26 protein-coding genes are annotated in these 24,762 nt (G+C 39.1%); 21 read left to right on the top strand and 5 right to left on the bottom strand.

What is annotated here, in order from left to right; all coding sequences use genetic code 11:
* Positions 1–12: 12 nt before the first annotated feature.
* The 5 genes from AYR53_RS10270 to AYR53_RS10250 are packed head-to-tail and all read left to right on the top strand — an operon-like array spanning position 13 to position 2,892.
* Positions 13–438, top strand: coding sequence for a YlbF/YmcA family competence regulator (locus AYR53_RS10270; RefSeq protein ID WP_068281268.1), 426 nt, complete (start codon positions 13–15; stop codon positions 436–438).
* Positions 439–442: 4 nt separating this feature from the next.
* Complete coding sequence (locus AYR53_RS10265) at positions 443–781, top strand: YlbG family protein (RefSeq protein WP_068224768.1); 339 nt, start codon at positions 443–445, stop codon at positions 779–781.
* A 16-nt stretch (positions 782–797) separates the two neighbouring features.
* Positions 798–1,364 (top strand): 16S rRNA (guanine(966)-N(2))-methyltransferase RsmD, encoded by a 567-nt coding sequence (gene rsmD, locus AYR53_RS10260; protein WP_068280390.1) that lies wholly within the window; start codon positions 798–800, stop codon positions 1,362–1,364.
* Positions 1,361–1,858, top strand: coding sequence for a pantetheine-phosphate adenylyltransferase (gene coaD, locus AYR53_RS10255; protein ID WP_068224763.1), 498 nt, complete (start codon positions 1,361–1,363; stop codon positions 1,856–1,858). Before rsmD ends, coaD begins: the two co-directional genes overlap by 4 nt.
* A 2-nt stretch (positions 1,859–1,860) precedes the next feature.
* On the top strand, positions 1,861–2,892 hold the full coding sequence (locus tag AYR53_RS10250) for a SepM family pheromone-processing serine protease (RefSeq protein ID WP_068280393.1): 1,032 nt from the start codon (positions 1,861–1,863) through the stop codon (positions 2,890–2,892).
* A gap of 92 nt (positions 2,893–2,984) precedes the next feature.
* Here the strand turns inward: AYR53_RS10250 and AYR53_RS10245 are convergent, their stop codons facing one another.
* On the bottom strand, positions 2,985–4,256 hold the full coding sequence (locus tag AYR53_RS10245) for an ISL3 family transposase (RefSeq protein WP_068279055.1): 1,272 nt from the start codon (positions 4,254–4,256) through the stop codon (positions 2,985–2,987).
* 231 nt (positions 4,257–4,487) lie between these two features.
* On the opposite strand from AYR53_RS10245, the gene AYR53_RS10240 reads away from it, so the two are divergent.
* The 5 genes from AYR53_RS10240 (at position 4,488) to AYR53_RS10220 (ending at position 10,533) form a co-directional block, all read left to right on the top strand.
* Positions 4,488–5,192: a helix-hairpin-helix domain-containing protein gene (locus AYR53_RS10240; RefSeq protein ID WP_068280396.1), complete on the top strand. Its 705-nt coding sequence runs from the start codon at positions 4,488–4,490 to the stop codon at positions 5,190–5,192.
* A gap of 63 nt (positions 5,193–5,255) precedes the next feature.
* The gene (locus tag AYR53_RS10235) at positions 5,256–5,753 is read left to right on the top strand and encodes a ComE operon protein 2 (protein ID WP_068224757.1); all 498 of its coding nucleotides are present in this window, start codon (positions 5,256–5,258) and stop codon (positions 5,751–5,753) included.
* A 12-nt stretch (positions 5,754–5,765) separates the two neighbouring features.
* Entirely contained in the window at positions 5,766–7,991 is a 2,226-nt protein-coding gene (locus AYR53_RS10230) for a DNA internalization-related competence protein ComEC/Rec2 (RefSeq protein ID WP_068280398.1), read from the top strand.
* A gap of 4 nt (positions 7,992–7,995) precedes the next feature.
* Positions 7,996–9,027, top strand: a complete 1,032-nt coding sequence (gene holA, locus AYR53_RS10225) for a DNA polymerase III subunit delta (protein ID WP_068224752.1) — start codon at positions 7,996–7,998, stop codon at positions 9,025–9,027.
* Positions 9,028–9,261: 234 nt separating this feature from the next.
* The gene (locus AYR53_RS10220) at positions 9,262–10,533 is read left to right on the top strand and encodes an ISL3 family transposase (protein ID WP_035457977.1); all 1,272 of its coding nucleotides are present in this window, start codon (positions 9,262–9,264) and stop codon (positions 10,531–10,533) included.
* A 50-nt stretch (positions 10,534–10,583) separates the two neighbouring features.
* On the opposite strand, the gene rpsT is transcribed toward AYR53_RS10220, so the two are convergent.
* Complete coding sequence (gene rpsT / locus AYR53_RS10215) at positions 10,584–10,841, bottom strand: 30S ribosomal protein S20 (RefSeq protein ID WP_068224746.1); 258 nt, start codon at positions 10,839–10,841, stop codon at positions 10,584–10,586.
* Positions 10,842–11,122: 281 nt separating this feature from the next.
* On the opposite strand from rpsT, the gene rpsO reads away from it, so the two are divergent.
* From rpsO to AYR53_RS10170, 9 genes are all read left to right on the top strand, one after another.
* The gene (rpsO, locus tag AYR53_RS10210) at positions 11,123–11,392 is read left to right on the top strand and encodes a 30S ribosomal protein S15 (RefSeq protein ID WP_068224744.1); all 270 of its coding nucleotides are present in this window, start codon (positions 11,123–11,125) and stop codon (positions 11,390–11,392) included.
* Positions 11,393–11,599: 207 nt separating this feature from the next.
* Positions 11,600–12,478, top strand: coding sequence for a 4-hydroxy-tetrahydrodipicolinate synthase (gene dapA, locus AYR53_RS10205; RefSeq protein ID WP_068224742.1), 879 nt, complete (start codon positions 11,600–11,602; stop codon positions 12,476–12,478).
* A gap of 39 nt (positions 12,479–12,517) precedes the next feature.
* Positions 12,518–14,179: a ribonuclease J gene (locus AYR53_RS10200; protein WP_068281269.1), complete on the top strand. Its 1,662-nt coding sequence runs from the start codon at positions 12,518–12,520 to the stop codon at positions 14,177–14,179.
* Positions 14,180–14,329: 150 nt separating this feature from the next.
* Complete coding sequence (locus AYR53_RS10195) at positions 14,330–15,292, top strand: hypothetical protein (RefSeq protein WP_068224740.1); 963 nt, start codon at positions 14,330–14,332, stop codon at positions 15,290–15,292.
* A 224-nt stretch (positions 15,293–15,516) separates the two neighbouring features.
* The gene (gene tuf, locus AYR53_RS10190) at positions 15,517–16,704 is read left to right on the top strand and encodes an elongation factor Tu (protein ID WP_068224739.1); all 1,188 of its coding nucleotides are present in this window, start codon (positions 15,517–15,519) and stop codon (positions 16,702–16,704) included.
* Positions 16,705–16,885: 181 nt separating this feature from the next.
* Positions 16,886–18,211 carry a trigger factor gene (tig, locus tag AYR53_RS10185; protein ID WP_068224736.1) on the top strand — a complete coding sequence of 442 codons (1,326 nt, stop codon included), beginning with the start codon at positions 16,886–16,888 and terminating at the stop codon, positions 18,209–18,211.
* 234 nt (positions 18,212–18,445) lie between these two features.
* The gene (clpX, locus tag AYR53_RS10180) at positions 18,446–19,696 is read left to right on the top strand and encodes an ATP-dependent Clp protease ATP-binding subunit ClpX (RefSeq protein ID WP_068224733.1); all 1,251 of its coding nucleotides are present in this window, start codon (positions 18,446–18,448) and stop codon (positions 19,694–19,696) included.
* A 252-nt stretch (positions 19,697–19,948) separates the two neighbouring features.
* A complete protein-coding gene (gene yihA / locus AYR53_RS10175; protein WP_068224730.1) occupies positions 19,949–20,545 on the top strand; it encodes a ribosome biogenesis GTP-binding protein YihA/YsxC in 597 nt (198 codons plus the stop codon).
* Entirely contained in the window at positions 20,545–20,829 is a 285-nt protein-coding gene (locus AYR53_RS10170; protein WP_068224727.1) for a nucleoside triphosphate pyrophosphohydrolase family protein, read from the top strand. Before yihA ends, AYR53_RS10170 begins: the two co-directional genes overlap by 1 nt.
* A 281-nt stretch (positions 20,830–21,110) precedes the next feature.
* Here AYR53_RS10170 and AYR53_RS10165 read toward each other — a convergent pair whose 3' ends face one another.
* The 3 genes from AYR53_RS10165 to AYR53_RS13645 all read right to left on the bottom strand — a co-directional run bounded on the left by AYR53_RS10165 (position 21,111) and on the right by AYR53_RS13645 (position 22,355).
* Complete coding sequence (locus AYR53_RS10165; RefSeq protein ID WP_068224724.1) at positions 21,111–21,869, bottom strand: 3-oxoacyl-ACP reductase; 759 nt, start codon at positions 21,867–21,869, stop codon at positions 21,111–21,113.
* The gene (locus AYR53_RS10160) at positions 21,866–22,090 is read right to left on the bottom strand and encodes a DUF2829 domain-containing protein (RefSeq protein WP_068224722.1); all 225 of its coding nucleotides are present in this window, start codon (positions 22,088–22,090) and stop codon (positions 21,866–21,868) included. Before AYR53_RS10160 ends, AYR53_RS10165 begins: the two co-directional genes overlap by 4 nt.
* 127 nt (positions 22,091–22,217) lie before the next feature.
* Entirely contained in the window at positions 22,218–22,355 is a 138-nt protein-coding gene (locus tag AYR53_RS13645) for an SPJ_0845 family protein (protein WP_164505765.1), read from the bottom strand.
* A gap of 198 nt (positions 22,356–22,553) precedes the next feature.
* Between AYR53_RS13645 and AYR53_RS10155 the strand changes: the two genes are divergently transcribed.
* A complete protein-coding gene (locus tag AYR53_RS10155; protein ID WP_068224719.1) occupies positions 22,554–24,011 on the top strand; it encodes an ABC transporter substrate-binding protein/permease in 1,458 nt (485 codons plus the stop codon).
* 1 nt (position 24,012) lies between these two features.
* Positions 24,013–24,744 (top strand): amino acid ABC transporter ATP-binding protein, encoded by a 732-nt coding sequence (locus tag AYR53_RS10150; protein WP_156520063.1) that lies wholly within the window; start codon positions 24,013–24,015, stop codon positions 24,742–24,744.
* The last annotated feature ends 18 nt before the right edge of the window (positions 24,745–24,762 follow it).

Below are 24,762 nucleotides of genomic sequence, written 5' to 3'. Positions count from 1 at the left end.
GGGGTTTTAAAATTGATAATTACTGAAAATTTACTAGAAGTTACGGATCAAGTTGATACGTTGGTCGCTTCGTTAAAGCAAAGTGACGTTTATAAAACTTATTTGGCCGCTAAAGCCAATTTGGCGGTAGATACAGCGGCAGAAAAAAAGATTCAAGGTTTTCGGGAAGCAAGTGAAAAATTTGACCTAATTAAGGATTATGGGTCTTACGCGCCTGATTTTAAAAAGCTTCGTCGTACGGCTCGTCACGCCAAGCGGCAAGTTGATTTGGATCCGACTGTGGCACATTTCCGTCGTTCAGAAATGGATTTGCAAACTATTTTGGACGAAATTGGACTTGCAATTGCAAATAGTGTTTCCAAGGACGTTAAGGTGGCGACTGGTAATCCATTTTTTACCACTGGTCGTCCAGGAAAGCATTGCCAAGTGAAAGGATGACATTATGGCATTTGAAGTAACGCCACGCCAAGGAATTGTGGTTTGGTTATACAGTATGAAACAGATTAAGCAATTACGTCGTTTTGGTATTATTTACTACAGTTCACGAAAAATGAAGTACGTTTATTTATATGTTGATCAGGCCATAGCAGAACAGACTTTGCAGCAGTTAAAAAAGCTACATTTTGTTAAACGGGCAGAAGTTTCCCACCGACCAGAATTAGATATGAATTTTGGTGATCGGGTGGGTAAATTGGATGATTTCGAGACTTCTAATCGAGAAACAAACGAAACCCGGGTTTTACTGACAACACAAGATTTACGTAAAGAAAATAAGATTTAAAAGAGGATATTAGTTAATGCGAATTATTTCTGGCAATTTTGGTGGTCGAAAATTAAAAGCAGTACCCGGTCGTGCTACACGGCCAACAACGGATAAAGTAAAGGAATCAATCTTCAATATGATTGGGCCTTACTTTGCCGGTGGCAATTGTTTAGACTTATTTTCTGGTAGCGGTGCACTGGGTATTGAGGCCGTTTCCCGGGGGATGGCTAGCGCGACTTTAGTCGATCGCCAATTTGCGGCAATTAAGGTTATTCACGAAAATATTGAACTAACTAAGGCCGAAAAACAATTTACCGTTTTGAAAATGAGTGCCCAGAATGCCCTGCAAAAATTGGCGGGTCAACACTGTAAATTTAATTTAATTTTGTTAGATCCACCGTACGCAAAACAACAAATCACTTCTGATTTACGCGAAATGGCCGAGCTGGGTTTAATTGAAAATGAGGCCGTGATTGTTTGCGAAACGGATAGTACTACCGTTTTACCAGAAAAATTAACTAATTTTAAGCAAACACGACGCCAAACGTACGGCTTAACTGCTGTTACGCTATACCATTATCAGGAGGCGGCAGAAGTATGACACAGCGAATTGCGATTTTTCCCGGGAGCTTTGATCCGTTTACTAACGGACATTTAGAAACGGTTAGGCGGGCGAGCCATTTATTTGATAAATTAATTATCGCCGTTATGACTAACACTTCCAAACAACCGTTATTTACTAATGATGAAAAATTAACTTTGATTAGGACAGCAGTTGCTGAACTACCTAACGTTAGCGTTGTTGCCCAAGATGCCAAATTAACCGTTCGTTTTGCCGAAAAATTGGGGGCACAATTTATATTACGTGGCATTCGAAACGTTCGTGATTTCGAATATGAAGAAGATATTGCGGCGATGAATAAAATCCAAGCGCCGCAGATTGAGACCGTCTTCTTATTAGCCGCAAAGAAGTACGCCTTTCTCTCATCTAGTTTAATTAAAGAAGTTGCTAAGTTTGGTGGTAATATTGAAGATTTGGTACCACCGGCAGTTGCGTGTGAGTTAAGAAAGAAATATAAGGCGGAAGAAGGCTAACTATGAAGAAACGCTGGTCTAAATGGCTAGTTTTAGTTGGTGTTTTAGTCCTTATCATTGGTTTGTTTTTACCGTTACCCTTTTATCTGGAGACGCCAGGAACAGCAGAGAACTTGAGTAATTTTGTTAGGGTTGACCACAAAAAAGATCAACGGGCCGGCAAATATATGCTAACAACAGTGGCCTTACAGCAAGCACGGCCAATAACGTATTTGTGGAGTAAGACTCAGCCGTTTTCAGAGACAACCAGCAAAGATGACCTGATGGGTAATGATAGCAGTGAAACGTTTAATCAACTACAAACTTACGAAATGCAATCAGCAATTAACGATGCAATTCAGGTTGCCTATAAAAAGGCCGGGCGTAGTTACCAGCGTAAGTATCTGGGTATTTATGTGATGTCGTTGATGAAGCGATCACAGTTTAACGGAAAACTGGCGATTGGTGATACTGTAACGATGATTGACGGTCATCATTTCAAAAGTTCTACGGCATTTATTAATTACGTCAAGGATAAGCCAGTCGGTACAAAAGTAACTGTCACTTATCAGCATAAAGGCCAGACCAAGAAAACGACGCAGCGTTTAATTCATTTACCAAATACAAAGCGATCCGGTTTGGGGATTACCTTAGTGGATCATTCGACGATTAAAACAAAAATTCCGGTTAAGGTAACCGTTAGTGATATCGGTGGTCCTTCTGCAGGGTTAATGTTCACGACGGCCATTTATGACCAGCTAACAGGTGGTCACCTACGTAAAGGACGTAAAATAGCTGGAACAGGCACGATGGCTTCCAATGGAGTCGTTGGACCAATCGGTGGGATTGATAAAAAAGTTGTGGCCGCTAACCATGAAGGAGCAACAATTTTCTTTGCACCAGATATTCCAGCCACGGCCGCGATGAAGAAAGCTGATCCAGGCTATCAAAATAACTATCAGGTTGCTAAAAAGGCGGCTAAAAAGATTCATAGTCATATGAAGATTGTGCCAGTTAAGAATTTTACTGACACAGTAAATTATTTGGCCAAATAATAATTAATAAGCGCCAACTGATACTGAATGGTTACTAATTTTAAAGGGCTCTTCGTCAACTGTTGTTGGTGAATCCATATTTCGAGTTCTAATCACTTCGTGATTAGGGCTCTTTTTGTTTTGATTTTGAAAACGTATAGTACTCGAGTTCTAAACCTCCAGAAGCTGCGATAGCCAAAACTGGCTCGTTTGATCGCCTTGATTTTATTATTAGAACCTTCCAAAGGACCATTTGAATAGTGTGTGGTAAAGGTGTTACGAATCTCATCATGATGGCTTTCAAGTGTTTTAATCGTGTTCTTCATTTCTTCAGAATACGTTTTGTTATTCCAAAATGCCGCATTGTAGTTATGCCAATCTTGATGTTGGACAGCTGACCGGACGCTGTTTAAGACTTGATAAGTTTGTTCTAGTTCTGAATCCAACGATAACAGCTGATGGACAACATCGGTGGCAGCCATCCAGTAAGGAAAATTAGTCCACTTTTTGAATTGTTCAAAGTTAAGCTGTTCAGTTGGTACTAACAACAGCTTCCAGTAGCGCTTAAGGGCGTGAAATTCGCGAGAAGACGGGGTAAACTTCTTCATCACCTTGATTCTGGTTTTGTTAAACGCCCGATTTAGGGCGTTGATAATATGAAACTTGTCCATGACCACCATGGCATTGGGGAACACGGTCTGCACAAGCTTGGGGTAGGTATAATTCATATCAGTCACAATAATTTTGACGTTTTCTCGGGCAGCTTGATCGAAGCGGTAAAAATACTTCTCTAGTTTATTGATGGTTCGATAAGGGAGTAAGTCGATTAATTCATGGGTTTCGCCATTCATGAACTCAAAGCTCATGGCACCAGTAGCGCTCTTGGTACTCTTCACCTCATCCATTAAGATGATCTCTGGTAAATAGTGCCAATTGGTTTGAAAGTCTCGTTCAGCGCGCATTAACTGGCGGCCCACAAATGAATCTGATGCCGATACTTCATTGGCAATGTGCTTCAAAGAGACCGGTTCACCGAGCTTCTCTAGGCATTCTTTGCGGCTGGTGTTTGAAATTGTACAGTGTTTCGGAACTGCCAATGTTTGTGCAAGAAAGTTGCCGTGACATTCTTTACAGTGGAAATAGCGGCGCTTTAAGGCTAAGATGACGGTGTTGCTCAGAACCTTCGAGAATCTGATAGTGGTATTGCGCCAGCCGTAGTTAATAATCTTTTGATCATTGATAATCCCGCACTTGGGACAAGCCTTCGGCGTGTAATCCAAGTGGCCAGTTAAGCGAATAACCCCGTCTTCTCCAGTTTCACCGTCAGTAATTTTTAGGTTCTCGTCAGCTATTCCTAATAATAATTTTGTAGTATCATGACACATAGGGCATTTCCTTCTTTCTGAAAAATCTTCGTGGTGGTTGACTTGGATGAACGGACAGGAAATGTCCGCTTTTTTATTCTAGCCATAAATAAAAAATCTGTCATCAGTAATAGATGAAAATCTATTACCAACAACAGATATTGTAGAACCTTTTAAAGTTAGTAACTTTTCAAAAGTATTGGTTGGCTTTTTTTGCGGATTTTATTAATGTGGCGAAAGGAGGAATGAGGAATGTCTACTGATTGGTTGAGTCTGATTAAACGTTATTGGTATTGCGGTGTGATTGGTCTGTTGCTTGTAATTATAGGTATCATTGGTTATCAGGCGATGTTTCAACGGCCAGTTACTAAAAATGAAGCCGTTTTTTCAAACTCAAGTGTTATTCAAGATAGCTCGACCAGTGCACAATACCAGAACACAGCGACTGAGGCACAACAAACTGGTCAAACGATACAAAAAGGTTTCGTTGATGTTAAAGGAGCGGTAAAAAAACCAGGCATTTATGTGGTGACTGACAATACCCGTTTATTTGATGTTATTCGTAAGGCCGGGGGATTGGCCGAGGATGCCGATCAAAAACAGGTAAATCTTGCTCAACAGGTAAGTGATCAACAAATTATTTTTATCCCTAAAGTTGGAGAAGAGGTCCCAGCGGAATTAGGTCTGGCGGAACAGCAGCCAACACCGGCCGAAAGTGGCAGTACTATTGCAACAACTGGCTCAGCTGACGGGCAGCAGGCAACCGGTCAAACTAATTTGAATACAGCAACGGCAGAGGAATTACAACAATTAACTGGAATTGGGCAGAAGAAGGCCGAATTAATTATTAATTTTCGTACTGAACAAGGTGGGTTTAAACAGATTGAAGATTTAAAGAAGGTTTCGGGAATTGGTGAAAAGACCTTTGAAAGTTTAAAGGACAGCATTACAGTCTAACTTTTTACCTGATTTAAAGTCTGTTATACTGATAGGCAAATGATTTAAGGAAGTTGAGGTATTATGGAAAAAATAAAAACACAGCGTTTACCGTGGGATCAATACTTTATGCTCCAGGCTGTTTTATTATCACTACGTAGTACCTGTCCAAGAGCGACTGTTGGGGCGGCGATAGTTCGTGATCAGCGTGTAATTGCCGGAGGGTATAATGGTTCCGTTTCTGGGGATGATCATTGTATTGATGTTGGTTGTTACTTAGTTGACGGCCATTGTTTACGGACGATTCATGCTGAGATGAACGCTATTTTGCAATGCGCTAAATTCGGAGTTGCAACGACTGGTGCGGAGATTTATGTGACTCATTTTCCTTGTTTGCAGTGTACGAAAATGTTAATTCAGGCCGGTATTAAAACAATTCATTATTTGAAAGATTACCGCGATGATGATTATGCGTTAAAATTGATTAAAAAGTCAGGAGTTACGTTGGATCAAGTTAAATTAAATCCAGATTACTTTAACCAATTTAACCTAAAAGATTTATTTAATCTGAATTTAGAGTAGTTATTCAACGCGATGAAAGATAGAGTGATTTTTGTCGCGTTAATTGTTGTAGCCCTTAGCTTTGTTGTTTTTATGGGTAATCTGATGAGTTGGTTATTTCTGGTTGTTGCTATTGTGAGGTTGATCTGGACACGACAACCTAAATTAATCTTAGGTACAGTTATAGTTTGTTGTTTTGTAGGTTCATTTTTGGGGGTCGAAAAACAACGACCAGTAAAAAGGCCGACAAATTATCAACGAATATTAGTTTGGCCAGATGCCTTCAAGCTAAACGGTGATTCACTTCAATTTGAAGGAAAATTAGCCGATAAGACACGTGTTTTAGCCGTTTATTATTTACAGACAAAAGCGGAACAGGCCTATTTTCAACACCTGACACACCCAGTTATTTTACAAGTTAGTGGGACCTGTAGTCGTCCTGAACACGCAACTAATCAAAATGAATTTGATTATGCAACTTACTTAAAGCAACAACGCCGCATTAATTACATTGTACAGATTGAACAAATTAGGCAAATTCAGGCCCAAAAGTGGTCGCTAGTTGGTTGGTTACATCATGCTCGCCAAGTGCTGAGTTGTCGAGCTGATCATTACCCACCGTTACTTAGGCAGTATTTCAAATGTTTAGTTTTGGGTATTCAAACTAATTCATTTCAGGATACTGCACAACAATTTAAGCGTTTAGGATTGATTCATTTGTTTAGTCTATCCGGCCTACACGTTTTTTACTTTGTTGGACTATTTTCCCAATTGTTATTGCGATTACATTTAACGAAAGAAACTCGTGATTGGTTGTTGTTACTGCTATTGCCAGCCTACGTTATTTTTGCGGGTTCCAGCGTTAGTTTAATTCGTGCGGTTAGCTTATGTTGGTTACGTGTTTTAAATCGGCGTTTTAGTTTTCAAATCTCGGCGTTAGATTGTTTTGGTTGGGTTTTATTATTTAATTTTGCAGTTCAACCGTACGTTCTCTTGGGACTTGGCGGTCAATTATCTTATTTATTATCATTTTTATTATTATTTTTACGAGATAAAAATGCTGTTTTTAAAACGTTATGGTTAAATCTGTTTAGCTTGCCAATTTTACTACATCACGTTTATGAATGGCACTATTTACTGGTTTTACTTAATTTATTGGTAATGCCGTTATTTTCTTACGCCGTTTTACCGTTAACGCTAATTGGGGCAGGGTGTTTTTCATTTCTACCAGGGTTCAGTTGGTTAATTAATTGGGGATTAGCCGCTTTTCAAACGAGTCTTCTTTACTTGGCAAGGCCGCAATGGATGATCGTTTTTGGTCGTTTGACTGGAACAATAACCCTGATCCTACTTATTTTGACCGCAATCATGTTAACTGTATCTAAAAAATATCGTATTTCAATGGGACTTTTTTTAGGTAGTATCTATTTGACCATCTTTTTACTAATTCATTATCCATTAGTCGACCGGGTTATCTTTTTTGATATTGGTCAAGGTGATAGTATTTTAATCGAAAGTCGGCTACATAAACGGATAACATTAATTGATACAGGAGGACGATTAACGTTTAATCAAGCTGAGTGGCGTAAGCAGAAGCGAAGCGCCCGGGCAGAGCGAGTAACAATCAATTACTTGAAAAGTCGGGGAATAAAAAGAATTGATCGAATTTGTCTCAGTCATCAAGATGCTGATCATATTGGTGATTTGGCCGTTTTATTAGAAGAAATGACCGTTAAAGAAGTTGCTTTTCCAGCTGGAATGGAGAATAATCCCCAGTTTCGGCATCGAATCTGGCCTTACCGACAACAAATTAGGTGGCGTCCACTACAGACAGGAGCAAAAATCCAAGTAACACCGCAGGAAGAGTTACAGGTATTACACCCTGAGAGGCCAGGCCTGGGGACTAATGAAGACTCCTTAGTTCTCTATGGTCAAATTGGGGGTAAGACGTGGTTGTTTACAGGAGATCTGGATGCGGCCAATGAAGTTACTCTTTGTGAGCGGCAACGGTTAAAGGCGGATTTTTTAAAGGCCGGCCATCACGGCAGTCGAACTGCTTCAGCACAAACATTTTTAGAAACCGTTCAACCGGAGCGTATTTTGATCTCTTCTGGTCGGAATAATCGATATGGTCATCCCCATTCAGATGTCATTCAACGCTATCAGGATTTACAGATACCATTTTATAATACGGCCGAAAATGGAATGTTGCTCTGGTCATCAACTGACGGGTGGCAAACTTTTCGACACAAGGAGTAATGATATGGATGTAGCAGCGTTACAGAAACAATTAAAACATGGAGAAATTGCCCCAGTCTATTTAGTTCAGGGTCAAGAAGCTTATTTAGTTGCACAAGTAAAAAAAGCCTTCCGCCAATTATTATCGGAGGAAGAGTTAACAATGAATTTTGGTGCTTATGATATGACGGTGACCCCTTTAGCAGTTGCGCTAAATGATGCTATGTCGGCGCCGTTTTTTGGTGAGCGGCGGGTAGTATTTGTTGAAAATAGTATTTTTTTGACTGCAGAAGCAAAAAAATCGAAGGTAGAACATGATGTTGCCAGTCTTTTAACTTACCTAGGAAACCCACTTGATTCGACCCAGTTAGTTATTTTTGCGCCATACGCCAAATTAGATGAACGAAAAAAAGTAACCAAACAATTAAAGCGAGTTGCCCAGCAAGTTGATGTTAAGCCATTGACTCAACAACGTGCGCAAAGTTATGTAACTGATTATTTAAAGCGCCAGCAGTTAACGATGGCACCACAAGCAATGGCATTGTTTTTACAACGAACGGAGGCTAATTTATCGATTATGATGGATGAATTGCCTAAGTTGCGACTTTATGCGCTGGAAGATCATGAAATTTCACAAAAAGCAGTAGATCAATTAGTCGCCCAGAGCCTAGAGCAAAATGTTTTTTTATTGGTAGATGCTGTGATGGCGCAAAATGTAGCCCAGGCCGTCCAGCTTTATAGCGATTTATTATTGCAAAAAGAAGAACCACTCAAAATTAACGCCATTTTGTTAGGGCAATTTCGTTTATTACTACAAATTAAGATTTTACAAAAAAATGGTTATAGCCAAGGAAGTTTAGCCCAAGTTTTAAAAGTTCATCCGTACCGAGTAAAGTTAGCAATTGGTCAGGCGCGTCATTTTCAGCAGGAAGCATTACGCGCGGCCTATTTAGGTCTAGTGGACATGGAATATAAAATGAAGTCAACGCAAGAAAAACCAGAATTACTTTTCCAATTATTTGTCATGCAGTTCGTTGATAAGGCCATTGTTAGTTGAATGTGCTTAGTTTTCAATATTGTGGAACGAAAAAAAGAGTGTTAAGGCATTTGCCTTAACACTCTTTTTTTGAAATAAACTTATGGTTCTACAATATCTGTTGTTGGTAATAGATTTTCATCTATTACTGATGACAGATTTTTTATTTATGGCTAGAATAAAAAAGCGGACATTTCCTGTCCGTTCATCCAAGTCAACCACCACGAAGATTTTTCAGAAAGAAGGAAATGCCCTATGTGTCATGATACTACAAAATTATTATTAGGAATAGCTGACGAGAACCTAAAAATTACTGACGGTGAAACTGGAGAAGACGGGGTTATTCGCTTAACTGGCCACTTGGATTACACGCCGAAGGCTTGTCCCAAGTGCGGGATTATCAATGATCAAAAGATTATTAACTACGGCTGGCGCAATACCACTATCAGATTCTCGAAGGTTCTGAGCAACACCGTCATCTTAGCCTTAAAGCGCCGCTATTTCCACTGTAAAGAATGTCACGGCAACTTTCTTGCACAAACAGTGGCAGTTCCGAAACACTGTACAATTTCAAACACCAGCCGCAAAGAATGCCTAGAGAAGCTCGGTGAACCGGTCTCTTTGAAGCACATTGCCAATGAAGTATCGGCATCAGATTCATTTGTGGGCCGCCAGTTAATGCGCGCTGAACGAGACTTTCAAACCAATTGGCACTATTTACCAGAGATCATCTTAATGGATGAGGTGAAGAGTACCAAGAGCGCTACTGGTGCCATGAGCTTTGAGTTCATGAATGGCGAAACCCATGAATTAATCGACTTACTCCCTTATCGAACCATCAATAAACTAGAGAAGTATTTTTACCGCTTCGATCAAGCTGCCCGAGAAAACGTCAAAATTATTGTGACTGATATGAATTATACCTACCCCAAGCTTGTGCAGACCGTGTTCCCCAATGCCATGGTGGTCATGGACAAGTTTCATATTATCAACGCCCTAAATCGGGCGTTTAACAAAACCAGAATCAAGGTGATGAAGAAGTTTACCCCGTCTTCTCGCGAATTTCACGCCCTTAAGCGCTACTGGAAGCTGTTGTTAGTACCAACTGAACAGCTTAACTTTGAACAATTCAAAAAGTGGACTAATTTTCCTTACTGGATGGCTGCCACCGATGTTGTCCATCAGCTGTTATCGTTGGATTCAGAACTAGAACAAACTTATCAAGTCTTAAACAGCGTCCGGTCAGCTGTCCAACATCAAGATTGGCATAACTACAATGCGGCATTTTGGAATAACAAAACGTATTCTGAAGAAATGAAGAACACGATTAAAACACTTGAAAGCCATCATGATGAGATTCGTAACACCTTTACCACACACTATTCAAATGGTCCTTTGGAAGGTTCTAATAATAAAATCAAGGCGATCAAACGAGCCAGTTTTGGCTATCGCAGCTTCTGGAGGTTTAGAACTCGAGTACTATACGTTTTCAAAATCAAAACAAAAAGAGCCCTAATCACGAAGTGATTAGAACTCGAAATATGGATTCACCAACAACAGTTGACGAAGAGCCAAACTTATTTAGCCAATAATTTGGATAAGCGTGATTTATCTCGGGCAGCTTTGTTTGCGTGAACAAGGCCTTTTGATTTGGCCATGTCGATTGAGCGAACAGCAGCGCGGTATAATTCTTCTGAGTTATCAGCGCCACCAGCAGCTTGTGCTTTTTCAAATTGTTTAACAGTTGAACGCATTGCACTGATTTGTGAAACATTATGTGCATTGGCTTTTTCGTTATTACGAGCACGTTTGATTGCGGATTTTAAGTTAGGCATTGAATTTCACCTCCAAGTTAAGCAAATTAAATAAATTGCTATTTGTTTTCAACGTTGTTTATTATACAGAAGACCTAGAAACATTGCAATAAAAACTTGTAAAGCTATTTTGCTTGATAGTCTGTACGTCTGACTTATTATTAGATAGGTCTTGCAATTTATAAAAGAATCACGTAAAGTAATAGTTGTGCTTAAGCACGAACCTGTCACTTGGTTTAGCGAATCACCAACGTTTTACTCAGTCACAGGCACTTTAAGATAGTGGAAGGGTGTGAAATATTTTGGCAATTTCTAAAGAACGTAAAAATGAAGTCATTAAAGACTTTGCACGTCAAGATGGAGATACTGGTTCAACTGAAGTACAAGTTGCAGTATTAACGGAAGAGATTAACCTTTTAAATGAACATATTCGTGTTCATAAGAAGGATTATCATTCATATCGTGGCTTAATGAAAAAAATTGGTCATCGTCGTAACTTACTTGCTTACTTACGCAAGACTGATATTAAACGTTACCGTGACCTTATTCAACGCTTAGGTTTACGTCGTTAATAACGTTAAAAGACATGATTCTTTTGAATCACGTCTTTTTTTTACGGTCATTTTTTGGCTTTTTACAGTTATATGTTAAAGCCTATTTTTTTGTGGTATCATAAAATAAAGCAGAAACCTTAATCAGTTAATTAGCCAATGTTTGTATTAGCTTTTATTTAAGGGTACGGATGAGTTTTTGAATGAATTTAATACAGGAGGGGCTTCATGAGTTTCTTAAATAATGTTTCATTAGTCACAGCAATGGTGACACCCTTTGATGATTATGGCCAAGTCAGTTATGAACGCTTAGCAACGCTGATTGACCACCTATTGGCGACTGGTACGGAAACTATTTTAGTTGGTGGGACGACTGGCGAAGGTCCAACCTTATCAGCTTCAGAAAAACTTAATTTATTTGAAGAGACAGTTAAGTTAGTTGGTGGGCGTGTACCAATTATTGCGAATACTGGTTCCAACAATACGGCGCAAACCATTGAATTTACACAGCAAGTTGCTAAAATTCAAGGTATTGCCGCTGCGTTAATCGTTGTACCTTATTACAATAAGCCAGATCAGCGTGGTATGTATGCACATTATAAACTGGTGAGCGAACAGGCTGGATTACCAATTATAATTTATAATATACCTGGTCGGACCGGCGTGACAATGTTAGTTAAAACTGCCATTCAGTTATCTTTATTACCAAATATTATTGGAATAAAAGACTGCACAGGTGCAACTAATTTAGGGCAAATTGTCGAAGGTACAAAGGAAAATGATTTTGCTGTCTTCACAGGTGAAGATGAAGATGCTTTTGCTGCGAAAACAATTGGTGCGCAGGGGGTTATTTCTGTTAGCAGCCATTTATTTGGTCAACAGATTAAAAAAATGTATCAATTAATTGACGAGAATAAAGTGGCCGCGGCCGCGGAAATTATGCGGCAATTAACACCAAAGGGTAAACAACTTTTCGCACAACCGTCTCCAGGACCGGTGAAGGCCGCGTTAAAACAAATTGGTATTCCGGTTGGTGGGGTTCGTTTACCGTTATTGATGCCAACAAAGGCAGAAACAGAGTTATTATTAAATATTCTTGATCTTTAAGAAAAAGAGGTGAATTAAGTGAGTAGTCGAATTAAAATAATGCCATTAGGCGGCGTTCGTGAAAATGGAAAAAACATGTACGTTGTTGAAGTGGATGATGAAATTTATATTTTAGATTGTGGTTTAATGTACCCGGAAAATGAATTGTTAGGTATTGATATTGTGATTCCTGATTTCACTTACTTGGAGGAAAATATTGATCGCGTTGTTGGCGTATTTTTAACGCATGGTCATGCTGATGCTATTGGGGCCTTGCCTTATTTCGTTAGTAAATTTGATGTCCCGGTTTTTGGTTCAGAATTGACGATTGCACTAGCTAAATTAAGCGTAAATGGTTACACGGCATCTAAAAAGTTTAAGGATTTTCACGTCATTAATAAGGACACTGAGATTGATTTTAATCACGCAACAGTTTCCTTCTTTAAGACAACCCATTCAATTCCCGATTCATTAGGAATTGTTTTGAAGACTGATGCTGGACAAATTGTTTATACCGGTGATTTTAAGTTTGATCAATCCGCAACGCCAGAATACCAAACTGATTTTGCGCGTTTAGCAGAAATCGGTCAAAAGGGTGTCTTAGCGTTGATTAGTGATTCGGCCAATGCAGAATCACCGTATACGATGGCCAGTGAGCGGGCAATTGCTGCCTACATTTTGGATACCTTTAAATATCATGAGGGCCGAATTATTGTTGCATCGGTTGCGTCAAATATTGCGCGGGTGCAACAAGTTATTGATGCTGCTTATCGTTCCGGACGAAAAGTTGTTTTAACTGGCCGCGACCTTGAAAAGATTGTTCGAACAGCAATGCGTTTAAATCGGCTAACTTTGCCTAGTGAAGATATTTTAGTTGCAACTAAAGATCTCAAAACGTTAGCACCTGAAGAGACGGTTATTTTAGAGACTGGTAAGATGGGTGAACCGATTAAGGCTTTGCAGCGGATGGCAACAAGTCGTCACCGTTTGATTAGCATTAAAGAAGGCGATCTTGTCTTTATTACGACAACACCATCGCACGCTATGGAAACAACGGTTGCTAAAACAAAAGATATGATCTATCGAGCTGGTGGCGAAGTTAAGGCCGTTGGCGATGATATTCATGCTTCTGGGCACGGGAATAAGAACGATTTGCAACTGATGATTAATTTAACCAAGCCACAATACTTTATTCCAGTTCAGGGGGAATACCGTTTATTGGCTGCACACGCTGATATTGCACACGAAACGGGAATCTCTTACGAAAACATCTTTATCACTGGTAAAGGTGACGTTTTGGAGTACCAAAATAAGCGGATGCGCATGGCCAACCAGGTTGAGGTTGGCAATACCATGATTGATGGCATTGGTGTCGGTGATATTGGTAATATTGTATTACGTGATCGAAAAGTTTTATCTGAGGATGGTATTTTTATTGCCGTTGTCACAATCAATCGCAAAAAGCGGATGATCGTTTCACGGCCAAAAATTACGACCCGCGGTTTTGTTTACGTTAAGGCTAGTCGTGATTTGATGCATGAGAGTGCTGATATTGTGACCAAAACAGTTCAAAATAATTTGGATAATAAAGAATTTGATTGGGGCCACTTAAAACAAGATATTCGTGAAGGTTTAAGTGGGTACCTATTTGAGCAAACTAAACGGCGTCCGGTTATCTTACCAGTTATCATGGAAGTTAATCAGAATCGACGGCATAGTTAATTAGTATTGCGGATTGAGGAAGTTAGGCCATTGCCTGGCTTCCTTTTTTTCTAAAAAAGTAAAAATTTCAATATACGCAAGTATTTGAGAAATAAAGGTTTAGTCGTTAAAATAAAATTAATTTTAAAGCTGCAAAGGAGACGTGATTTAGTGGGTGAGCAAATTCCCTTTCCAAAAAATTTTGATCGTTTTATCATGCTTGGAAAGGCAGCGGCCAAGAAAGAAGATTGGAAAGTAGCGGCAGATAATTTTTCTGCTGCCTACCAAACCAAACAAGACTTTAATACTAATTTGTTATTGGCAACAGCATTAATGGAATCAGGCCAATACTTGGTGGCCCGTCAAGTTGCCGGTGAGTATGAGAATGATTATCAGGCATCATTGAGTTTAATTTCGTTTTATATTTCACTTTTGTTAACAGCACATGATTTTGTAAAGGCAACACAAATTTGTGATCAACATTTGGCAAAAGCAAAGGCGGCCGACATTCATTTTTGGATGGAAACCCAAAAGCATATCAAAGGCGCTGAAAACAAGTACCGCCACGAGGAAGCTGCACACTTAAAGGAGCTACAAAAGGCGTTATATAATTTAAGCGATCGTTCCATTTATGAACAAATGGACCTTTTGAAACAGGCAAACCAATTACCGAAAGAAGAATTTACAGTGACGGCTAAGTGGCTTTTACGGAATCCATTTGTTCACCCGTTATTAAAGGCGAACGTTCTTGCGGATCTTCAAAAAATGCGGGTTAGTGATGAAGTATCCTTGCTTTGGTTAGATAATAAAGAATATCAAGTTATACCTGAGCGCCTATTACCCATTATGGAATATAAAAGTATTATCACTTTGAAGCAATTATTGGCAGAAAAAGTTGGTAATGATGATCCAATTGTCTACCAAAACCTAACTGAAGAAATTAATTTGCATGCGGCTTATCTTTACCCGTTTGCTGATAAAGTGGTTAAGGATCCAACTTTGTGGTTAGCTGTTTATTTGGATTTTTACACAACAGATAAATTGAATAAGAAACAAATTGATAGTGAAAATCTAACCCAGATCCAGCAATGGCAGGAGAAGCTTAGAGAAACAACTAACATTTTAACCTTATAGGTTTTAAACATTTTTTTGAAAAATGGTTAAATATTTGGGCAAAGCTATTTACAAAGTTCACAGAAGTCTATATAATATCTAAATGGATTCTTCCTTGGTTGAGAACAGGTACTGTGCTTGGCTTTTAGCTAGGGAAGTTGTATAATAACTAGTAAAGGATTGCTGGCATTAGCTTTGTCTAATTGCTGGATTATTCTTGCGAAAAATACAGGAGGTTTCATTTAATGGCAAAAGAACATTATGAACGAACAAAACCCCATGTTAATATTGGTACGATCGGCCATATTGATCACGGGAAAACAACTTTAACGGCAGCAATTACAAAGGTATTAGCTGCTAAGGGCTTAGCTAAAGCCGAAGATTACGCAACAATTGATTCAGCTCCCGAAGAACGTGAACGTGGTATTACTATCAACACTGCACACGTTGAATACGAAACTGAAAAACGTCATTATGCTCATATTGATGCTCCAGGACATGCTGATTACATCAAGAACATGATCACTGGTGCCGCTCAAATGGATGGTGCCATCTTAGTTGTTGCTGCAACAGATGGTCCTATGCCTCAGACACGTGAACATATTTTACTTGCTCGTCAGGTTGGTGTTGAATACATCGTTGTTTTCTTAAACAAGACTGATTTAGTTGATGATCCAGAATTAACTGACTTAGTTGAAATGGAAACACGTGAATTATTATCAGAATACGATTATCCTGGTGATGATATTCCATTTATCCGTGGTTCTGCTTTGAAGGCTCTTGAAGGCGACAAAGACGAAGAAGCACACATTATGGAATTATTGGATGCTGTCGATGACTACATCCCAACTCCAGAACGTAACAATGAATTACCATTCTTGATGCCCGTTGAAGATGTATTTACGATCACTGGTCGTGGTACAGTTGCTTCTGGTCGTATTGATCGTGGTATGGTTAAAGTTGGCGATGAAGTTGAAATTCTTGGCTTAGAACCAGAAGTTCTTAAATCTACTGTTACAGGACTTGAAATGTTCCGTAAGACATTGGATTATGGTGAAGCTGGCGATAACGTTGGTGTCTTGCTTCGTGGTGTTAACCGTGAACAAGTTGTCCGTGGTCAAGTATTAGCTAAACCAGGTTCAATCAAGGTTCATGATAAATTTAAGGGCCAAGCTTATATCTTAAGCAAAGAAGAAGGCGGTCGTCATACACCATTCTTCTCAAACTATCGTCCTCAGTTCTATTTCCATACAACTGATGTTACTGGTGTTATTACTTTGCCAGAAAACGTTGAGATGGTTATGCCTGGCGATAACGTTGAATTCTCAGTTGATTTAATTGCACCAGTTGCAGTTGAAAAAGGGACTAAGTTTACTGTTCGTGAAGGCGGACGTACTGTTGGTGCCGGTGTCGTAACTGAAATCGACGAATAGATTTTAAATTTTTGGCACGGAAATTTTTTCCGTGTCTTTTTTTTATCAAAAAATAAGTAAATTAGCGATAAAACGGTGCTTTTTTGGTTAGAATGATTTACAAGACTGGTGAATTACGTTAAAATCATAGAGTATGCAATTGATAGCTAATTGTTAAAATAAGAATTTCGGAGGAAAACTAATGGCAGCAAAATGGGAAAAAAAGGACGCCACTACTGGCGAATTAACTTTTGAAATTGATCAAGAAAAAATTAACGAAGGTCTAAACAAAGCATTTGATCGCGTTAAGAAAAATTTAAACGTACCTGGTTTTCGTAAAGGCAAGGTATCACGCCAAGTCTTTAATCATATGTATGGTGAAGCAGCTTTATATGAAGATGCTTTAAACATCTTACTACCTGATGTTTATCAACAGGCCGTTGATGAAGCAAAAATCGAACCTGTTGATCAACCAAAAGTTGACGTTAAGAGTATGGATGCAGGCAAGCCTTGGGTAATTACTGCTCAGGTAACTGTCAAACCAGAAGTTACTTTAGGCAACTACAAAGGTTTAGCTGTTCCAGAACAGGACCGGACAGTAACCGATGATGATGTTGAAAAGGATCTTGAAAGTAAGCAACAACAACAAGCTGAATTAGTCTTAAAAGAAGATAAGCCAGCTGAATCAGGTGATACGGTTGTTATTGATTATAAAGGGACTGTTGATGGCGAAGCATTTGACGGTGGTTCAGCCGATAACTATTCGTTAGAATTAGGTTCTAACTCATTCATCCCTGGTTTCGAAGATCAATTAGTTGGTCATAAGGCTGGCGAAGACGTCAACGTTAAAGTTACTTTCCCTGAAGATTATCAAGCAAAGGATCTTGCCGGCAAGGATGCAATTTTTGCAACTAAACTTCATGAAGTTAAGGCAAAGGAATTACCTGCACTTGATGATGAATTCGCTAAGGATGTTGACGAAGACGTTGATACTTTAGATGAATTAAAGGCTAAAATTAAAAAGGATTTACAAGAAAAGAAGGATGATTCTGCTACTGAGGCCATTCAGGATGCTGCTATTAAGCAGGCAGTTGATAATTCTGAAATTCAGGATGTTCCTGAAGCAATGGTTAACGAAGAAGTTCAACGCCAGATGGACCAGTATCTTGGCAATATGCAACGTCAGGGCATTGACCCTAAGATGTATTATCAGTTGACAGGAACTTCTGAAGACGACTTAAAGAAACAATTTAGTTCAGATGCCGAAACACGGGTTAAAACTAATCTTGTTCTTGAGGCAGTTGTTGCGGCTGAAAAGATTGAACCAACCGAAGATCAAATTAACGATGAAATTAAAGATTTGGCCAGTGAATACAGTATGGAAGAAAAACAAGTTCGTAGTTCTTTAACTGATGATATGCTAAAACACGATATTGCGGTTAAACAGGCAATCGAATTGATTACTGATTCTGCTAAGGAATCAAAAGATGTTAAGGCACCAGTTGATGATGAAAAAGCAGATAAATAAGTTTTAGTTTAAAGCGGGGCTTGCCCCGCTTTTTATTAACAGTAATATTCTTAGGCCGGCAGTAGCAATCAAGGTCGAAGATATTTAGGCGATCCAAGCAAAGGAAAATTCTAAGTAAGCTATTTTCTTTACCCTTGGCTCAGATTATGCTAAAGTTTATCAGTGTTCAGCGAATAATTTAATTCGTGAATGTTGCGCTAAAATATAAATAGAAACGAATAGGGGTTGATAAATGTGTTTGATAATACAGAAACCGAAGGCCCTGTTAATTGTTCTTTTTGTGGAAAATCACAAGACCAAGTTAAAAAAATTGTAGCAGGTCCAGGTGTCTATATTTGTAACGAGTGTATTGATTTATGTAAAGAAATTATTGATGAGGAATTTCAGGATGAGGCGTACAGTGATCTACTTGAGGTTCCAAAACCAGTTGAAATTTTATCTATTTTAAATCAATACGTTATTGGTCAAAATGAAGCAAAAAAAGCCTTAGCAGTTGCTGTTTATAATCACTACAAGCGAGTTAATCAAATGGAAGTTGCCGAAGAAGGCGATACTGAACTACAAAAGAGTAACATTTCGCTTATTGGACCAACTGGTTCTGGTAAAACTTTCTTGGCGCAAACATTGGCTAAAATCTTAAATGTTCCTTTTGCGATTGCCGATGCAACGACCTTAACTGAAGCTGGTTACGTTGGTGAAGATGTTGAGAACATTTTATTGAAACTTTTGCAGAATGCTGATTATGACGTTGATAAAGCACAAAAAGGAATCATCTATATTGATGAAATCGATAAAATAGCCAAAAAATCTGAAAATGTTTCAATTACCCGGGATGTTTCTGGTGAAGGGGTGCAGCAAGCGCTCTTGAAAATTCTTGAGGGTACAATCGCGAACGTACCACCCCAGGGCGGTCGAAAGCATCCGCAACAAGAATTTATTCAAGTTGATACAACCAATATTTTATTTATCGTTGGTGGTGCCTTTGACGGAATTGAAAATATCGTTAAGGAACGTTTAGGTGATAAAGTAATTGGTTTCGGCGGTCAGGATGCACAAAACTTTGATGAATCAAAAAGTCTGATGCAACAAGTTATTCCTGAAGATTTAATGAAATTTGGCTTAATTCCTGAATTTATTGGCCGAATTCCGATTATGGCAGCTTTAGAGAAGTTGACCGAGAATGATTTGGTTAAAATTCTGACTGAACCAAAGAACGCTTTAGTTAAGCAGTACACTAAGCTATTGTCTTTAGATAAAGTTCAGTTAGAATTTAAGCCTGACGCGCTACACGCAATTGCCCACGAAGCAATTGAACGTAATACTGGAGCGCGGGGGTTACGCTCAATTATTGAAGAGGTCATGATGGATATCATGTTTGACCTACCTAGTCGTGATGACGTTTCTAAAGTTATTATTACCAAGGATACAGTTAATGGTTCCGGAAAACCACAGTTGGTTTTAGCGGATGATCAAAAGGCCTCTTAATGCTGCTTAGGACGTGTTTTAAAGGACAGTTGATGATTGAAATAGTGCACCAATTTAGTCAATTGAATACTGGCAGAACCGTTATGTATAGCCAGCACTAGAAAAAATGTGGTCCAAAGACTAATTTTATGGGCAGGGTGTCTTACTTATTAGACACCACCGATAAAGTTCTGAAGTCTTTTGGGCTGCTTTTTTTTTGAGTCTAGTTTGTGTTAAAATTAAGGGCAGTGTTTTAGAAAGTGAGGGGTTATCATGCACGTTCAAGACGTAGAATTGGTAATTAGTGCGGTAGCGCAAAGTCAGTATCCAGACGATACATTACCTGAAATTGCATTAACAGGACGATCTAATGTGGGTAAGTCGTCTTTAATCAATAAATTAATTAATCGCCGTAAAATGGCGCGAACTTCTGGGACACCAGGTAAAACACAGACGTTAAACTTTTATCGTTTGGATGAAAAGTTATATTTTGTTGATTTGCCAGGCTATGGTTACGCAAAAGTATCAAAAAAAGATCGCGAAAAATTTAGTCACATCATTGAAACTTATTTACAAACGCGAACTAAATTAAAAGGGGTCATTTCATTGATTGATGTCCGCCACGAACCATCTGAAGATGATAAGGCAATGTATAACTACCTTAAATATTATGGTATTCCGGTTTTAGTTGTGGCAACTAAAGGGGACAAGGTTTCGCGGGGTAAGTGGAATCAGCGGGAAAGTCAGTTAAAAAAAGCACTTGATTTAAATCAAACTGATGATTTTGTTATTTTTTCTAGTCAGACTGGGATTGGAGCCGATAAAATTTGGCAGTGGGTCGGCGAACAGACGGAAGTGGAGGTAGACTAATGGAGTTTAATGAATACCAAAAACTAGCTAATCGAACATTACTTGGTAATGAACAGGTTCTAACTAATTGCGCCTTAGGGTTGGCTAGTGAGAGTGGTGAAGTGATTGATTTAATCAAACAATATACCTTTCACGGTGAGGAATTAAATCAAGAAGAGTTAGTCAAAGAGATGGGTGACGTTTTATGGTACTTGTCACAAATTGCTCAGTGGGCCGATATTCCCTTTGAAGATATTGCTAAGGATAATATTACTAAACTAAACGCACGGTATAAAAAAGATTGATGGTAGTCTAATTAGTTATTAGAAAAAATAAAATAAGTGGCTTGAAGTGGCCCCCAGTATTGGAGTTTAGTCAAATCCCAGGAGGGTCATTTCTGCCGCTTATTTTTTATTACGCTAGAACGTGCGCTAAAAGTCTAGGTTTACGTGCCTTGCGGGAGTGTTTGGAAAAGCACAGGAAGTTGCGTTTTCAAACACGATTACGGCTAATTCAATAACCATACTATAATTATTGGCCTGGCCAACGTCGCACAGTAGGCTCCAAAACGATTTTTGCCCCATTTCTATTTTTCTAGCCAACCGCCATCAATGGGAATAACGGCACCATGGATATAATCGGCTTCAGAGCTGGCCAAGAAGCGACTTAAATTGGCAACTTCTTCTGGTTTGGCCCAACGCTTTGCTGGTGTTTGTTCGGCCACTGATTTGGCCATGGTACCAGCACCAGTAAAATCGGCCTGGTTCATTGGTGTATCAATTGCTCCTGGGGCGATACAATTGGCCTGAATGCCCACGGCCGCGTAATCATAGTCTAATTGCTTAGTGTAACCAATAATGGCGTGTTTAGCGGCCGTATAAGCGGCACCACCACCACCAGCGACTAAACCAGCAATTGAGGCCATATTTACGAAGACACCAAATTGATGTTCCAGCATTTGGGGTAGTACCTGGTTAGTTAATAAAAATTGGCTTTTTAGATTAGTTAACATGACGTTATCCCAATCTTGACTTGTTGTTGCCAGTGTTGGGGCATAATGATCTAAAATTCCTGCAGTGTTAAACAAGCTATCGATATAGCACGTCTGCAGTATTTGTTGAACTGTTAGTTGTAGTTCACTCTCAAGCCGCAGATCGCATGGATAGTAGGTCAACTGTTGCGGGTATTTGTGTTGCAATGATTGGAATGACGCATTATCTTGTTGGTCGATGGCGTAGACGTGGACGCCAAGTGTTAATAGTAGCTTGACTTGGGCCAAACCAATTCCAGAAGCGGCCCCAGTGACGATAATGTGGCGTTGGGGCCAATCGAGGTAACTTCTCATTCGACTAATTGCCAATCATCGGCCAGAACATCGCAGGAAGTTGGTTGGAACATTGAAAGTGTAGGGGCCTCATTTGTTTTAATTAATAAGTAAGGATTTATTTCTTCACCTTGATATTGATCGTGACTCACCTCAAAAATATATAATTCTGAACCACCCCAGCCCGTGCGAATTGCTTTTTTGCCTTGTTTAATTTTGGGCAAGATTTCTTCAAATGTCATTTTTTACCTCCAAATAAAATTGCTAAAAAATAGTGCGGAATTAAGGTTGATGTAAATTACCTTTAATCCCGCACTTATTATATCATTGTAGATTTTAATACAACTAAATTTTTATATTGAGACCAAATTATTTTTTAGAAGTTGGTTTTTTTTGCTTATCTTTTTTTTGCGGTTTTGGCTTATCTTCAACGGGTACTTTGGGATCAATAGCGAATTTATCGAAGAGTTCGTTTAGACTATTATCTTGTTTAATGGTTAAACCCATGAACATCATCCTTTCTGATTTACTTTCATTGTAACAAATTTTGCCGAAAATACTACTATTTAGCTAGATCACAAAGCCGGGTTGAATATATTAATAATTTTATGCATTAATTAGATTATTTTGGCAAAAGTATTGCATAAAAAATCATTTATGGTTATAATCGAATCATTGATTAAAAAGATTGGAAGAGGAGCGCGTATGAAAAAATTTTTTGTTTGGCTTAGCCTTGTGCTAGGGCTCATCGTAACGCTAGCTGGAATCAGTGCTCAGCCTGCTCAAGCGGCCGATAACTCATTGGCCCGGGTTAAGGAAAAGGGAACTTTAGTGATGGGGACTAGTCCTGATTACCCACCTTATGAATTCTTAGTTAATCGTAATGGTAAGGAACGTGTCGTTGGGATGGACGTCGACATTGCCAAAAAGATTGCTAAGGATTTAGGCGTGAAGTTAGTCATCAAACAAATGAGTTTTGACTCATTGTTAGTTGCCTTAGAAACGAATAAGGTTGATATGGTTGTCTCAGGAATGTCACCGACACCTGCTCGGGAAAAGAGTGTTGATTTTTCTAAGGTTTATTATAAAGGTGGTCAATCCATTTTAATTAATAAAACGGATAAGGGACTTTACCACGACAAGAATTCATTTATCAATAAGGCCGTGGGGGCACAAACCGGAAGTATTCAATACAGCCTTGGAAAAAAGCAAATTAAAAATTCAACAGTTAAAGGCCTCGACAAGATTAGTGATTTAATTCTGGCCTTAAAGAGTCATAAAGTTGAAGGGGTTATTATGGAAAAGCCTTCAGCTCAGGCCTACGTTGATAATGATAAGAGCCTCACCATGATTAACGGGAATTTCAACCTTGGCAAAGGTGAAAATGATACCGCAATTGGTTTCCGTAAGGGATCAACATCATTAGTTAATGAAGTTAATAAATCCGTTGATCAGATTGATAAACAAGACTTAACCAAGGATTATTTAAAAGATGCTGGTTCTTACATGAAGACCAATACCCATAACACAACTATGTGGCATTATGCTGGTTACTTTGCTAAAGGGGTTGGCTACACATTACTCATCACCGTAATTAGTGTCTTCTTTGGTATTTTACTGGGAATAATTTTTGCTTTAATGCGTTTAAGTAAAAATAAGTTGTTACATGGTTTAGGCGTTGCCTACATTGAATTTGTTCGGGGCACACCATTAATGATTCAGGTTATGTTTGTTTACTTTGGGATTGGCCTGTTTATTAATATTCCGGCTTTGACTTCTGGTATTATTGCCGTATCGCTGAATTCGGCGGCCTACGTTGCCGAAATTATTCGGGGCGGGATTAATTCGGTTGCTAAGGGGCAAACCGAAGCTGCGCGTAGTTTAGGGCTTAGTAATACCCAGACCTTCCGGAGTGTCGTCTTCCCCCAGGCATTGAAGAATATTTGGCCGGCATTAGGTAATGAGTTTGTTTCGCTAATTAAGGAAAGTTCGATTGTTTCCATTATTGGGGTTACCGATTTAATTTATCAATTAAAAGCCGTTCAAACTGCGACCTATAAGGGTGTTGCACCGATTATTGTTGCGATGATCTTATACTTCATTATGACCTTTAGTTTGTCGAAAGTACTGAACCATTACGAGAGGAGCATGCGTCATGACTGATATGATAAAAATTGAGGACTTGAGCAAGAAATTTGGTGATACCGAGGTTTTAAAGGGTCTTAACGGTAGCGTCAGTAAGGGTCAAGTAATTTGTGTCATTGGACCATCTGGTGGCGGTAAAAGTACCTTTCTACGGTGCCTAAACTTATTGGAAAAACCAACTAGTGGTAAAGTTACTTTTGAAAGTAATGAATTAACTGCTTTAAATGAAACCCAATTAAATGAATTACGGGAAAAAATGGGAATGGTTTTTCAAAGCTTTAATCTATTTGCCAACATGACGGTTATTGAAAACGTTAAGTTGGCGCCAGTTAAGGTTAAAAATATGAGTGATGATGAGGCAAATAAGTTGGCGTTAAGCCTTCTGGATCAAGTTGGCTTACAGGAAAAGGCGGATGCTTACCCGGCAAGCCTATCCGGTGGTCAACAGCAGCGGGTAGCAATTGCGCGTGCCTTGGCAATGAATCCTGATGTAATGCTTTTCGATGAACCAACTTCCGCGCTTGATCCAGAAATGGTTGGCGAAGTTCTGAAGGTTATGCAGGATTTAGCCAACGATGGGATGACGATGGTTGTAGTGACGCACGAAATGGGCTTTGCTAAAAATGTTGCTGATCAAGTTTGGTTCATGGACGGTGGTGTTTTTGCCGAAAAAGGAACACCGGAACAAATTTTTGAGCATCCTAAGAATGACCGAACTAAAGATTTTTTGGCAAAAATATTAGAGGCTTAAAGCAGCAAGTAACTGGAA

This window comes from Loigolactobacillus backii (genome assembly GCF_001663675.1).
GTDB lineage: Bacteria > Bacillota > Bacilli > Lactobacillales > Lactobacillaceae > Loigolactobacillus > Loigolactobacillus backii.
This window is presented reverse-complemented; position numbering and strand designations above follow the sequence as displayed.